Here is a 14328-nt window from a genome sequence, read left to right as displayed (position 1 = left end):
ATTTTAAAGATTGCCAACCTTGGGGTGGTCCTGTCTGGGGCTGCCCCATTGTTCGATTGCCGCAATCACCACCTGTTTGCGCACCGGCTTGGTGAGGAAATCCACCATGCCGGCCGCGCGGCAGGCGGCTTCGTCGGTGTCCATCACATTGGCGGTGAGCGCCAGAATAGGGCAGGGGATGAGCCCCATATCCTGTTCCAGTTTGCGGATCATCCGGGTGGCCTGCACCCCATCCATGACCGGCATCGACATATCCATCAGCACCAGATCAAACTGGCTGGTGCGGAAGGTATCCACCGCCTCCTGACCATCGTTGCAAAAGGTCATATCGAGCCCGGTGGGAGCAAGCATCTTGCGCAGCACCAGCTGGTTGGTGCGGTTGTCCTCGGCGACAAGGACGCGGTAAGCCGAAAGATCGACCTGCTGTGGTTTCTGGTTCGGGACCGGGGCCACGAGATCTGTTTTGGGGCAGAGCGCCTGCGCCAATGTCTGCAGCAAAACCCCATTGCGGGCCGGGCGCATCAAAGCGGCAATTGGGCCCTGGGATTTCAGCGATTGCAGCGCGGTGATGTGATGGCCATCGGTGGTCAGCAGGATCGGGATCTTTGGCTCTGTCTGGCGGAGGGCCCAGAAGCGGCGGGCAAATTCCGCCGCCTCTTCGGTTTCGAGCAGGGTTTCCACCAGCACCAGATCGCAGGTCTGCGCCGTATTGCTGGCCAGTGCGCTGGTGCAATCGATGAATTGTTGTACCTCGGCGCCCCAGCTTTTCAGCAGGTTCTGTCGCAGCGCGGCACCAAAGGGCAGGCTGGAGACCAGCAGAATGGATTTGCCTGCGATCTGTTCGATCTGGGCTTTGCGGCCCGCGGCCGGGCTTTCTTCGAGGGCGGCGATGGCGAGGGGCAGATGCAGGGTAAAGCAGGAGCCGACGTCCACCGTTGAGGTCACATCAATGCGCCCGTCCATTGCATCCACCAGGCGGGCGGTGATGGCAAGGCCGAGACCCGTGCCTTCAAACCGGCGCGCCACCGTGCTTTCGACCTGTTCAAAGGCCTGAAAGATGTGATCGATCTGATCCTGCGGGATGCCAACACCGGTATCTTCGATCGCAATGGACAGTGGCTCGGGGCGGTTGGGATCATAAGAAAGGGTGATGCCCACATAGCCCTGTGGGGTGAATTTCACCGCATTGCCGATGATATTGAGCAAAACCTGCCGGATACGGCCGCTGTCGCCAATAAAGTGGCGCGGGGTGTCATCGGGCACATCAATCGCTACCTCAACCCCTTTGGCAGTGGCGGTCGAAGACACCAGCGTTGCCACATCAAATAAAACGTCGCGCAGATCAAAGGGTTGCTGCAACAGCAGGGTTTTTCCGGCCTCAAGTTTGGAGAAATCCAAAATATCGTTGACGATGCGCAGCAGCGCCTCGGAGGAGGCGAGAATGGTTTCGGAATAAGATCGCTGTTCGGCGGTGAGCTCGGTCTCATTGAGGATATCGGCCATGCCCAGAACCCCGTTGATCGGGGTGCGGATTTCATGGCTCATCGTGGCCAAAAACCGCGATTTAGACTCTGTTGCGGCCTCGGCGCGGGTCTTTTCTTCGATCAGGGTTGTCTGGATACGACGTTTTTCGCGCAGCGATTCATGTAGTTTGTCCAGCGCGCCATGCACCGCTTCAAGCTCGTTTTCGGGTTGTTCTTCCGGGTCGCCTTCGACGCGGGCCAAGCCCAGCACCCGCGACGAAATCCGCAACACCGCATGCGACATCTGCGAGGCGCGTTTGAACGCAAAGACCAGCGCCAGCGCCAGAATGGCCATGGTGCAGGCCATCGAGGCGGCAAAAATGCGCAGGGTGCGCAGATGGGCGCGTTTGATCTCCATCTTGGCAAAATCAGCGGCGGCAGTGGCAAGCGTGGCGGTGGCGTTGAGCACCGTATGGGCCTGCTGATCCAAGGTGGAGCGGGTCGGGATCTGCGCCAGACCGGTGAGGCCAAGGCGTTGCTGTGCCAGGGTGCGCCAGTTTTTCAGCTCATCGCGCAACGTGTCGACCTGAGCGGACAGCGATTTGGGCAGGTGATGGGCGGTGATGTCCTTGAGACTGTCGCTGATGGTGTTGCTGTGATGTGTGATGTCGCGTTCCAGCGTTGCCATTTCGCTGAAATCGGTCATGTCGAGCACCCGGTTGAGATACTCTTGCGCGGCATGGGTCTGGGTGCTGAGCTGCTGGGTTTTCAGGGTGATTTCCAACGCCTCGCTGACCTGAGTGTTGGAGCGGTTGCTGGCAAAAATAATGGTGCCGCTGACCGCGAGCGCAACCGCAAAGATTGCAGAGGCCAGGATCATGACGGGGACAACAATGGACTTTTTAATGCTCATGATATTTGGGTCTGTGCCTCTGCCAATAGGGGGTTAATTGGCGGGGAGGGTGGGGGGCTGACCCACCGGGTTGCTGGTGGAGAGCGTGTTCAAAAACGCAATGAGTTCGTCGATTTCGGTCTCGCTGATGGTAAAGGGTTCAATATCCACATCGCGCGCCACCCAGATAGAGCCCCCATTGGCGTAGTGGCGGATCACTTCGCGCAGGGTGGGGATGGAGCCATCGTGCATATAGGGCGCGCGCATGGTGATATTGCGCAGGCCCGGAGTTTTGAAATGATAGTTCTGGCTGCTGGGCTGGCCTTCCAGCGCGCCCTGGCCCAGATCGGGGCTGCGCAAGCCGATGTCATGCATATTGTTGTCGGTGAACATCCAGCTGGAATGGCAGCTGATACAGCCTGCACGGCCGCGAAACAGTTCAAACCCGCGCCGCGCTTCATCCGAGATTGCCCCGGCGTTGCCGGAGATCCAATCATCAAACGGGGCACCGCCGCTGACAATGGTGCGTTGATAGGTCGCCAATGAACGCACCACGGTACCGGCTGTGATCCCTTCGTCCGGGTAGACCAGATCAAACCAGCGGCGATAGGCGCTCACTTTTTCGAGCCGGTGGATGATGGTGTCAAAATCCGAATCCATTTCATTGGGATCAAGGATCGGGCCTACGGCCTGATCTTCCAATGTGGCGGCGCGCCCATCCCAAAATAGCGGTGTGGTCCAGGCCACATTCACGATACTGGGGGCGTGGCGGCGTCCCACACGTTCCTGCTCAGAGGCGACGGGATGCACCGGGGTGGCCCAGCCAAAAGAGGGATTGTGGCAGGTGGAACAGCTGATGTTTTGACTGCCGGACAGGCGAGGATCAAAAAACAACATCTTGCCCAGCACCGCCGCATCATGGCGAAACGCATTGTCGGGCGGAAAAGGAATGCGCGTTGGGCGGCGAAACGCCGAACGGGTGGCGCGATCCGGCCCAGTGAGCGCCTGCGCCAGTTCTTTTGCAGAGATATAAGTATAGGATTTCGCATGGCTATCCGCATGCAAAAACAACGTTGCTCCCAACGCGGACAGAACAAACAGGGCTTTGGTCAAGACCCGCATATGCGCGATATCCTTTTACTGGCTGCATCGTCTTTTACGGCGCAAGCGTTGAGCAGCGGTAAACCGGCTGAAAAAAGCAGCGCAAAATACACCTATAATTGTGAGATGGCGCAGCGTTTACGGTTTTGCGGAGGCGGGTCTTATGTGTAATCGCGCGGTTTTCTGCGGCGATAAAGATTCCAGATCTGTTTGGTTTTTCAGCATCTGGCGCTGCTGCCCGGCGATTGTGCCCGGATTCTGAGCGTTGCGAGGCGCTGCCCTGGGTGTGGGGCAGATTTGCGCCGTGGCAGCGGCTAGCATTTGGATATGCTGAACCCATTGTCCATTGTGGTTGCCGCGCAAGATCGCGGTGCCGAAATCGTCGAAGCGCTGGCCCCACTGGCGCCGCATCGCACGCTGGAGCAGGTAAACGCCGCAGAGCTGGCCCCGTTTCTGCGTAAATCCCGCGTTGATCTGGTGGTTGCTGATCTGCCCAGCCCGTCGGCGCAGCGGCTGGATGATTTGACCACCACCGCCGAACAGAGCGCCACCGTGGTGCTGACCAAAAGCCTTGATCCGCAGCTGGCGCGCATGGGCACGGCGGTGATGGGGTTTTGTGACCACCCCGCGCAGCTGCCGCTGCAGGTGACAACGGCGCTGTTGCGGTTTGAACAGTTGCGGGACTTGCGCCAACAATTGGAAGCCAGCCAGCAGGCCCTGCGCGAGCGCAAGACCATCGACCGCGCCAAGGGCATCATCATGCAGGCCAAAGGTCTGGACGAGGGCGAGGCTTATAAATTGCTGCGCCAAAGCGCGATGCAACAGGGGCGGCGGGTGGCTGATGTGGCGGCGGCAATTGTCACCGCATCCGAGCTTTTATCGTGATATATTCAAACTGCGTAGATTTCATTTTCTTTATTTATGGCGGTTTTATGTAGCGTTAGGGTTGTGAAAATTTTTCCCTACTAGCGTCTCTGGCTAAGGCGAGCTGTGTTTCGGCTCATGGTATGGTCTGGAGTAAGAGTAACGCGATGAAAATCCTCAAAGATATGAAGCTTTCCAAAAAGCTGCCGCTGTTGATCACCTTGCCTACAGTTTTGTTCGTTGTAGTGTCAGGTTTGGTGCAGTTGTGGGAACTGGTTGTGGTCCTTGATGAGGACAACGAAGAAACCTATACGATCCTCGCCCACGAGCGGGCGGTGGCACTGACCGAGTGGTTGCATTCGATCGAACATGACACAGAAGCGCTGGCTGAAAATGTCGCCATTCAGGATGCGCTGGTTGAATTCACCTCAGCCTGGCGTCTGATGGGTCCGGATGCAAGCGACCAGGTGCGCACCGCCTATATGGGCAATAATTCCCATGAAAATCACGACAGTAATAAGCAGGCAGATGTTGTGGACGCAGGGGATAACTCCAGCTGGAGCACCGTGCACCGCCGCTATCACATGAGCATGCGCAGCTTTCAGAAAACACATGGCTATTATGATCTCTTCCTGTTCGATACCGCGGGCAATCTGATCTATTCGGTCTACAAAGAAGATGATTTTGGCCTGAACTACGTGAATGGCAAATACGCCGATTCCGGTCTTGGCGATGCGTTTCGCAACAGCAACACATCGGCGCAGGGCAAGGTCTATATGACCGATATCGCCCCCTTTGCGGCCAGCGGTGGCAAACCGGCGCTGTTTGTGGCGCATCCGGTGTTTAAGAACGGCACCCGTGTTGGTGTGGTTGCGGTACAGGTTCCATTTAGTCAAATCAGCAAGATCCTGTCACAATCGGATCTTCTGGGTGATACCGGCCGGGTGATCCTGACGGGCACCAAGGGGCAGGTGCTGTCTCATTCTGCCTCAGACTCGGGCGAAGTGGTGGGAAGCTCTGGCGCGTTGAGCCCGCAGATCGAGGCCGCGATTGCTGGGGAGAACCGCTATTTTGATGACACCATCGGGGTTGATGGCTCTGAGGTGGTGGCAGCAAGCTATGCAGTGGAAACCTTGCGCGGCGAACGCTGGGGCGTAGTCGTTGAACTGCACGCCGATGAGGCGCTGGCCTCCACCCGCTTTTTGATCATGGCATCGCTGCTGGGTCTGGTGGCCACCGCTGTGATCATGTCGCTGGTTTGTTTCCTGGTGGCGCGTTGGATTGCCAAACGGTTTGTCACCCTGTCGGATGACATTCAAAGCGTGGCAGATGAAAACTATGACATCGAAGTGCAGGGCACCGACAGCAACGATGAAGTTGGCAAGATGGCGCAGATTCTCGAAGATCTGAAAGTCCGCCTGCAGCAAGGTGCAGAGGCCAAAGAGCGCGAGGTTGAGACGCAAAAGGCCAATGAGCGCGTGGTAGAGCTTTTGAGCAAGGCGCTGATGGGACTGGCCGAGGGTGATTTCCGCAACCACATCACCGAGTTCTTCCCCATAGAGCACAAGAGCCTGCGTTATAGCATCAATGATGCGATGATGGGGCTGAACAATGTGGTCCTAAAAGTGACTGAGCGTGCGGATAGCATTGAAAAAGGTGTCAATGAAATCAACGCAGCGGCAGATGATCTGTCATCGCGCACCGAAAGCCAGGCCGCCACATTGGAAGAGACCGCCGCGGCGCTGGAGGAGATCACCGTTAGTGTGAAATCCGCCACCGAGAATGTGCGCACGGTGGAAACTGCGGCCAGCGAAGCCAAACAGGATGCCGATAGAAGCAGTGAAGTGGTGACCGAAACCATTTCCGCAATGAATGAGATCGAGGCGTCCTCGGATCACATCACCCAGATCATTGGCGTTATCGATGACATTGCCTTCCAGACCAACCTTCTGGCGTTGAACGCAGGTGTTGAGGCGGCGCGGGCCGGTGAAGCAGGCAAGGGCTTTGCGGTTGTGGCCTCGGAAGTGCGGGCGCTGGCGCAGCGGGCATCAGACGCGGCGCTTGAGGTCAAAACCCTGATCGAGAAAAGCAGCCGTCAGGTGGATCGCGGTGTGGATCTGGTGGGGCGCACAGGCTCTGCGCTGCAGGCGATCTCGGATCGGGTGACCCATATCTCTGGCCTGGTGACCAACATTGTGCAATCGGCCGAAGAACAGGCCACCGCGCTGAGTGAGATCAACACCGGCGTATCGCAGCTGGATCGGGTGACCCAGGACAATGCAGCCATGGTGGAAGAGACCACCGCCGCAAGCCACCTGCTGCGCGCGGATGCCTCGGACCTGTCGCAGCTGATGGCGGCCTTCAAGACCGAGGGCAGCATCAGCAGCAACGTGCAAAAACCTGCCGCCCCGGCTGCGCCTGAAGCAGGAGATTGGCAGGAAGAGGTGGCAGAACCCGGCGGCGCGCGGGAAGAGGTCCTGAAAGAGGCCAATGCCAAATGGCAGGATTTCTAATCCCCAGCCAGACAGGCCTGTGACCCATAAAAAGCCCACCCCAGCCGGGGTGGGCTTTTCTGTGTGTGCCGAATCCATTGCTGGGCAGATCCGCGATGGCAGCCCGGTGGTTTTATGCGCTGGGTCGATAGGTCGGTTTTTGCGCTGCTCAACAATTGTGCAGATGCAGAAAAACAGGGCTTGAAATGCAGCACCCTTGGCGTGGTGGCGGTGAGGGGCGGGGGGATGCTTGATCCTGTGGGCTGCGTTTTTAATGGTGATCACAGGATTTTGGAACAATGGCGTTCCAAGCCAAGCGGGACGGTAAGATCTCGCAACAGCAAAGCCGCTTGAGACCCTGGGCCGCCCTCCCGGCCCTGGGTTCAAGCGGCTTTTTTTCTTGGCCAAAAGGCCATGAGACCTGACAGAGGACGCAATATGAAACGCATAATCGCCACCCTTGCAGCAACTTCCGCTTTGACCACCTGCCTGGCAGTTCCGGCCTTTGCCGAGCTTTTGGATGTGGAAAAAGATGAGTTGAAATTTGGCTTTATCAAACTGACAGATATGGCGCCTTTGGCTGTGGCTTATGAGAACGGCTATTTCGAGGATGAAGGTCTGTTTGTGACCCTGGAGGCGCAGGCCAATTGGAAAGTGCTCTTGGATGGGGTGATTGATGGCCAGCTGGATGGTGCGCATATGCTGGCGGGTCAGCCTTTGGCGGCGACCATTGGCTATGGCACCATGGCCCATATTGTGACGCCGTTTTCGATGGATCTGAATGGCAACGGCATTACCGTTTCAAATGAGATCTGGGAGCAGATGCTGCCGCATGTGCCCAAAATGGAAGATGGTCGCCCGCAGCACCCGATTTCGGCGGCCTCATTGGCACCGGTGGTGGAAGATTACAAAGATCAGGGCAAGCCGTTCAACATGGGCATGGTGTTCCCGGTGTCGACCCATAACTATGAGCTGCGCTACTGGCTGGCCGCGGGTGGGCTGGAGCCGGGCTATTATTCGCCCAAAGATATTTCCGGCCAGATCGGCGCGGATGTGCTGTTGTCGGTGACCCCGCCGCCGCAGATGCCCGCAACCATGGAAGCAGGCACGATCTATGGCTATTGCGTGGGTGAGCCGTGGAACCAGCAGGCGGTGTTCAAAGGCATCGGCGTGCCGGTGATCACCGATTATGAGCTGTGGAAAAACAACCCGGAAAAAGTGTTTGGCCTGTCGAAGGAGTTCATCGACGAAAACCCGCAGACCACGCTGGCCATCACCAAGGCGCTGATCCGCGCGGCGATGTGGTTGGATGAAAACGACAATGCCAATCGCGAAGCCGCAGTCGAGATCCTGAGCCGTTCAGAATATGTGGGGGCGGATTACGATGTGATCGCGAACTCAATGACTGGCACCTTTGAATATGAAAAAGGTGACAAGCGCGAAGTGCCCGATTTCAACGTGTTCTTCCGCTATAATGCGACCTATCCGTTTTATTCCGATGCGGTCTGGTATCTGACCCAGATGCGCCGTTGGGGCCAGATCCCCGAGGCCAAATCCGACAGCTGGTATGATGAGGTGGCAAAATCGGTCTATAAGCCCGAGATCTATCTGGAGGCGGCAAAGCTTTTGGTGGAAGAGGGCCTCGCCAATGAGGCGGATTTCCCCTGGGACAGTGACGGCTACAAAGCGCCAACGCCGCCTGCCGATATCATCGATGGCATCCCCTATGATGGCAAAGCGCCGAACGCCTACCTTGAGAGCCTGCCGATTGGCCTGAAAGGTGCGCAAAAGGTTGTTGGCAACGCGGTTCAAGGCTGAACCATCCCACATCCGCAAGGACCAAAGGGATGGGGGGTGACGCGCGCCGCCAAGGCGGCATTGCCCCACCCGCCATCCCATTTCCCGACCCAAATAGACGATGTGAAGGACGCATCATGACCTCTGTAGATTTTAGTAGTGACGATGCGGCGCGCGCGGCCAAGAAGGAACGCCTGTTTGCCCGGATCAATAAAGCGGATGCCTGGTTTCAGGTGTTTGGCCTGGCCTGGATGACCCCGATCCTGAAAGCCGTTGCAGGTGATAACCCCAAAGCACAGGGGCGGGAGATCTGGCAGCTTTTGGGGGTGCCGCTTTGTGCGATTGCGGGGTTTTTGCTTTTGTGGGGGTGGCTTGCGCCGCAGGTGCAGACCTCGCTTGGGGCCATTCCGGGCCCGGCGCAGGTTTGGGAGCAGGTGGAAAACCTCAATGCGGATGCAAAACGCGAGCGGGAAAAAGAAGCTGCCTTTTATGAGCGTCAGGACGCGCGCAATGCCAAGCTGATCGCAGCGGGCAAGGAAGATAAGGTCAAAGAGCGCGCATATACCGGCAAGCCGACCTATTACGCGCAGATCTGGACTTCGATCAAAACCGTGTTCTTTGGCTTTTTGATTGCCACGGCGGTGGCGGTGCCAATGGGGATTGCAGCCGGGCTTTCAAAAACTGCCAATGCGGCATTGAACCCGCTTATTCAGATTTTCAAACCGGTGTCGCCGCTGGCGTGGTTGCCGATTGTGACCATGATCGTGTCGGCGACCTACACCACCAATGACGGGCTGTTTACCAAATCGTTTCTGGTGTCGGCGATCACGGTGACCCTGTGTTCGCTGTGGCCAACCCTGATCAACACCGCGCTGGGGGTGTCGTCGATCGACAAGGATCTGGTCAATGTGTCCAAGGTTCTGAAAATGAACACCTGGACCAAGATCACCAAACTGGTGCTGCCCTCGGCGCTGCCGTTGATCTTTACCGGGCTGCGTCTGTCGTTGGGTGTGGGCTGGATGGTGCTGATTGCGGCGGAAATGCTGGCGCAGAATCCGGGCCTTGGCAAATTTGTCTGGGATGAGTTCCAAAACGGATCGAGCCAGTCATTGGCGAAAATCATGGTGGCGGTCTTTACCATTGGCATCATCGGCTTCCTGCTCGATCGGATGATGTATGCGATCCAGTCCCTGTTTACCTTTACCAACAACCGGTGATCGACATGACAGCGAAGCAATCAACGGTAATGGAATTCAACAAGGTTTTCAAAAGCTTTGGCGACGGCGCGGCGAAGACCGAGGTGTTGAAGGGCATTGATCTTAAGGTTGAAGAGGGTGAATTTCTGGTGCTGTTGGGGTTTTCCGGCAGCGGCAAGACCACGCTGATCAACCTGATGGCCGGGCTGGAGAGCCCGACACGGGGAGAGGTGACATTCAAGGGCACGCCGATCACCGGGCCGGGGCCGGAACGCGGGGTGATTTTCCAGAGCTATTCATTGATGCCGTGGCTCACGGTTCAGGGCAATGTAAGCCTGGCGGTGGATACGATGTTTCCCAATCTGTCAGCTGGTGAAAAGGCTGAAAAAGTGGCGCATTACATCAAGATGGTTGGCCTTGGCCACGCCACTGGGCGCCGTCCGGCGGAATTGTCGGGCGGGATGCGCCAGCGGGTGAATGTGGCGCGGGCGCTGGCAATGGACCCTGAGGTTTTATTGCTGGATGAACCTTTGTCGGCGCTGGATGCGTTGACGCGGGCCAATCTGGCCGATGAGATCGAGGCGATCTGGCAGGCGGACAAAAAGACCTGCGTGCTGATCACCAATGATGTGGATGAGGCGATTTTGCTGGCGGATCGCATTATTGCGCTTAACCCGGATGGCAGCCTTGGCGAAGAGTTCAAAGTGAACATTCCGCGCCCGCGTGAGCGCAGCGAGATGAACCATCATGAAGGGTTCAAACAGCTGCGGATGCAGGTGACCAACTATCTGATGGATGTGGGCATTGAGGCCAAGGCCGAAGGCAGCACCAAACTGCCGGATGTGACCCCGATCCACGGTGTGCCTGCGGCGGTGAGCGAGGCGTCAAAATCGATGATCGAGGAGCGGTTTCTCGATTTTTCACAGCTGCACAAGATCTACCCAACCCCCAAGGGGCCGCTGACCGTGGTGGAAGATTTCAATCTGCAGGTCAACAAGGGTGAATTCATCTCGCTGATCGGCCATTCGGGCTGTGGCAAATCCACGGTGCTGACTATGGCGGCGGGGCTGAATGAGATCTCAAAAGGCGCGATCAAGCTTGATCGCAAACACGTCGAGGGCGCCGATCCTGAGCGCGCGGTGGTGTTTCAATCGCCAAACCTGTTCCCCTGGCTGAGCGCGCGGGAAAACTGCGCCATCGGGGTTGATAAGGTTTATCCCAAGGCAAGCCAGGCAGAGCGTCAGGATGTGGTGGAATACTATCTTGAGCGCGTTGGGCTGGCCGATGCGATGGATAAGCCCGCATCGTCGATGTCAAACGGGATGCAGCAGCGGGTGGGGATTGCGCGCGCCTTTGCGCTGTCGCCGAAACTTTTGCTGCTGGATGAGCCGTTTGGCATGCTCGACAGCCTGACCCGCTGGGAATTGCAGGAAGTGCTGATGGAAGTGTGGTCGCGCACCAAAGTGACCGCAATCTGTGTGACCCATGATGTGGATGAGGCGATCCTTTTGGCGGATCGCGTGGTGATGATGACCAATGGTCCCCAGGCCACCATCGGCAAGATTGTCGATGTGGATCTGCCACGGCCGCGCACCCGCAAGGCATTGCTCGAGCATCCGGATTATTACCGCTATCGCCAGGACGTGCTCGACTTCCTTGAGGAATACGAACACGGCGCCAAGCCGAAACCAAAAGCAGCGGCCAAGCCGATTGCTGCGGAGTAGCCCATGACACAAAAGATCATAGTTATTGGTGCAGGCATGGCGTCGGGCCGGGTGCTGGAGCATCTGTTTGACGCGGGCGCTGAGGTGGATGTCACCCTGTTCAACGCCGAGCCGCGCGGCAACTACAATCGCATTATGCTGTCGCCGGTGCTGGCGGGCGATCAGACCTACCAGGACATCGTGACCCACGACGATGACTGGTATGGCGCGCGGGGCGTGCGCTGCCGCTTTGGTGAGAAAGTGGTGGCAATCGACCGCGCGGCCAAAACCGTAACGGCGGAAAACGGTGATGTGCTGGCTTATGACAGGCTGATCTTTGGCACCGGGTCCAACCCGTTTATGATCCCGTTGCCGGGCAATGATCTGGAGGGCGTGATTGCCTATCGCGATCTGGAAGACACCAAGCGCATGATGGCGTTGGGTGCTGGCAAGCGCGCGGTTGTCATTGGCGGCGGTGTGCTTGGGCTTGAGGCGGCGGCGGGCATGGCAGCGCGCGGCGTCGATGTGACGGTGGTGCATTTGATGGGCCATCTGATGGAACGCCAGCTGGATGAGGCGGCGGGTTCTCTGCTGCGCAAGGCGCTGGTGGACAAAGGCATCACGGTGAAATGTGGTGCGAATTCCAAGGAAATTCTGGGCGAAGATGGCAAAGTGCGGGCGCTTTTGCTTGAGGATGGCACCGAACTGCCTTGTGATCTGTTGGTGATGGCCGTTGGCATTCGCCCCAATGTGGCGCTGGCTCAGCAGGCGGGCCTTGCAGTGGGGCGCGGCATTGAGGTGGATGATCAACTGCGCACCTCAGATGAAAACATCTATGCGGTGGGCGAATGCGTTGAACATAAAGGCGCGTTGTTTGGTCTGGTGGCCCCGCTTTATGAGCAGGCAAAAGTGCTGGCTGAGACCCTAATAGGGCAAAAAGCCGTATTTGTGCCAAAGGAGCTTTCGACCAAATTGAAGGTGACCGGCTGCGATCTGTTTTCAGCCGGGGATTTTGCCACAAGTGACACGCGCCAAGACATTGTGTTTCGCGACCCGGCGCGCAGCGTCTACAAACGGCTGGTGCTGGAGGGCAACCACGTGGTGGGGGCGGTGTTTTATGGCGACACCAGCGACAGCAATTGGTTTTTCAATCTGATACGCGACAAGCAAGATATCTCTGACATGCGGGAGACGCTGATCTTTGGCCCCGCCTTTCAGAGGGGGGAGCCGCTGGACCCTATGGTGGCCGTTGCAGCCTTACCGGCTAACGCAGAGATCTGCGGCTGCAGCGGCCCAAACCTTAGCCAGATGACACAAGGTCATCAGATGATGGCAGCGATCCGCACTGCGGGTGCTGTTCAATATGAGGTGGCGCAATGAGTATCTGTACCACCTGTCCCTATTGTGGTGTTGGCTGTGGTGTGCTGGCAGCGCCGGATGGTTCGGTACGCGGTGATCCCGATCATCCGGCAAACTTTGGCCGCCTGTGTTCCAAGGGCACCGCGCTTGGCGCGACCATTGGCATGGAAGGGCGGCTGCTTGCACCACAGCTGAAGGGGCGTGGCGTCAGCTGGGATCATGCGCTGGGGATGGTGGCCGAAAAATTTCAGGCCGCGATCCGTGAACATGGCCCTGATAGCGTGGCGTTTTATGTCTCGGGTCAGTTGCTGACAGAGGATTACTACGTCGCCAATAAGCTGATGAAGGGCTTTATTGGGTCGGCCAATATCGACACCAATTCGCGGCTTTGTATGGCGTCATCTGTTGCCGGGCACAAACGGGCCTTTGGTGCAGACACGGTGCCGGGCCAGTATGAAGATTTCGAGCAGGCGGATCTGGTGGTGCTGGTGGGATCAAACACCGCCTGGTGTCATCCGGTTCTGTATCGTCGCCTAGAGGCCGCGCGGCTGGCGCGCCCTGAGATGAAAGTTGTGGTGGTGGATCCCCGCCGTACCACCACCGCGCAGGAAGCCGATCTGCATCTGGCGATCAGCCCCGATGGAGATGCGGCGCTGTTCAACCGTTTGCTACGTGAAATTGCGGCACGCGATCTGATTGATCACGCCTATGTCGCCCAACATGTGGATGGGCTGGAGGCAGCGCTTGCGGCGGCTGAAACCGCGCATCCCTGTGGGGTGAGCGAGGATGAAATTGCCCAGTTCCTTGAACTGTGGTGCAGCACCAAAAACGTGGTGACGCTTTATAGTCAGGGGGTGAATCAGTCGTCCTGTGGCACCGATAAGGTCAACGCGATCATCAATTGCCACCTGGCGACCGGGCGCATTGGCAACGCCGGGCAGGGGCCGTTTTCCATGACCGGCCAGCCCAATGCGATGGGCGGGCGTGAGGTTGGTGGGCTGGCCAATATGCTCGCGTGCCATCTGGATCTGGAAAACGCAGATCACCGCGACACAGTGCAGGGGTTCTGGAACGCGCCGCGCATGGCCGATAAGGCCGGGCTCAAGGCGGTGGATCTGTTTCGCGCCTGCGCCGATGGCCGCATCAAGGCGCTGTGGGTGATGTCGACCAACCCGGCGGTGTCGATGCCCGAGGCCGATCAGGTGGCGGCGGCGATACGGGCGGTGCCCTTTTCCGTGGCCAGCGATATTGTTGTTGATACAGACACGAATGCCTGCTGTGATCTGCTGCTGCCCGCCTTGGGCTGGGGTGAAAAATCCGGCACGGTCACCAATTCCGAACGCCGCATGTCACGCCAGCGCCCATTTCTGCCCGCGCCGGGCAAGGCGCGCGCGGATTGGGATATTATCGCAGAGGTTGGCCGCCGCATGGGCTGGCAGGATGCGTTTGACTACGCAAATG

The 14328-nt window shown here is 58.0% G+C and carries 8 protein-coding genes and 1 pseudogene; 7 read left to right on the top strand and 2 right to left on the bottom strand.

The genetic code is table 11. The annotated features are described in order from the left end of the window. Window positions 1-3: 3 nt before the first annotated feature. A complete protein-coding gene (locus tag GG681_RS16190; RefSeq protein ID WP_153549084.1) occupies window positions 4-2376 on the bottom strand; it encodes a response regulator in 2373 nt (790 codons plus the stop codon). A 33-nt stretch (window positions 2377-2409) separates the two neighbouring features. Then, window positions 2410-3477 (bottom strand): cytochrome-c peroxidase, encoded by a 1068-nt coding sequence (locus GG681_RS16185; RefSeq protein ID WP_153549083.1) that lies wholly within the window; start codon window positions 3475-3477, stop codon window positions 2410-2412. A gap of 306 nt (window positions 3478-3783) precedes the next feature. Between GG681_RS16185 and GG681_RS16180 the strand changes: the two genes are divergently transcribed. From GG681_RS16180 to GG681_RS16150, 7 genes and pseudogenes are all read left to right on the top strand, one after another. Continuing rightward, window positions 3784-4341, top strand: coding sequence for an ANTAR domain-containing response regulator (locus GG681_RS16180; RefSeq protein ID WP_153549082.1), 558 nt, complete (start codon window positions 3784-3786; stop codon window positions 4339-4341). Window positions 4342-4487: 146 nt separating this feature from the next. After that, the gene (locus tag GG681_RS16175) at window positions 4488-6833 is read left to right on the top strand and encodes a methyl-accepting chemotaxis protein (protein WP_194287213.1); all 2346 of its coding nucleotides are present in this window, start codon (window positions 4488-4490) and stop codon (window positions 6831-6833) included. A gap of 417 nt (window positions 6834-7250) precedes the next feature. Next, window positions 7251-8630: a CmpA/NrtA family ABC transporter substrate-binding protein gene (locus tag GG681_RS16170; RefSeq protein WP_153549080.1), complete on the top strand. Its 1380-nt coding sequence runs from the start codon at window positions 7251-7253 to the stop codon at window positions 8628-8630. A 116-nt stretch (window positions 8631-8746) separates the two neighbouring features. Next, window positions 8747-9826, top strand: coding sequence for an ABC transporter permease (locus tag GG681_RS16165; RefSeq protein WP_153549079.1), 1080 nt, complete (start codon window positions 8747-8749; stop codon window positions 9824-9826). A 5-nt stretch (window positions 9827-9831) separates the two neighbouring features. After that, window positions 9832-11529: an ABC transporter ATP-binding protein gene (locus GG681_RS16160; protein ID WP_153549078.1), complete on the top strand. Its 1698-nt coding sequence runs from the start codon at window positions 9832-9834 to the stop codon at window positions 11527-11529. Window positions 11530-11532: 3 nt separating this feature from the next. Then, window positions 11533-12801 (top strand): annotated as a pseudogene (locus tag GG681_RS16155) (NAD(P)/FAD-dependent oxidoreductase); the annotation flags it as partial. A gap of 83 nt (window positions 12802-12884) precedes the next feature. Continuing rightward, on the top strand, window positions 12885-14328 hold a 1444-nt coding region (locus GG681_RS16150), incomplete at its 3' end, for a molybdopterin-dependent oxidoreductase (RefSeq protein WP_153549076.1).

The sequence above is a fragment of the Tritonibacter aquimaris genome, assembly GCF_009617595.1.
In the GTDB taxonomy this organism is placed as follows: domain Bacteria; phylum Pseudomonadota; class Alphaproteobacteria; order Rhodobacterales; family Rhodobacteraceae; genus Epibacterium; species Epibacterium aquimaris.
The sequence above is the reverse complement of the archived record's forward strand: the minus strand, read 5'-3'. Positions and strand labels throughout refer to the sequence as shown.

Bases quoted from the DNA above. Each gene is read 5' to 3' on its own strand.
- GG681_RS16190 (WP_153549084.1), bottom strand. From the start codon at position 2,376: ATGAGCATTAAAAAGTCCATTGTTGTCCCCGTCATGATCCTGGCCTCT.
- GG681_RS16185 (WP_153549083.1), bottom strand. From the start codon at position 3,477: ATGCGGGTCTTGACCAAAGCCCTGTTTGTTCTGTCCGCGTTGGGAGCA.
- GG681_RS16180 (WP_153549082.1), top strand. From the start codon at position 3,784: ATGCTGAACCCATTGTCCATTGTGGTTGCCGCGCAAGATCGCGGTGCC.
- GG681_RS16175 (WP_194287213.1), top strand. From the start codon at position 4,488: ATGAAAATCCTCAAAGATATGAAGCTTTCCAAAAAGCTGCCGCTGTTG.
- GG681_RS16170 (WP_153549080.1), top strand. From the start codon at position 7,251: ATGAAACGCATAATCGCCACCCTTGCAGCAACTTCCGCTTTGACCACC.
- GG681_RS16165 (WP_153549079.1), top strand. From the start codon at position 8,747: ATGACCTCTGTAGATTTTAGTAGTGACGATGCGGCGCGCGCGGCCAAG.
- GG681_RS16160 (WP_153549078.1), top strand. From the start codon at position 9,832: ATGACAGCGAAGCAATCAACGGTAATGGAATTCAACAAGGTTTTCAAA.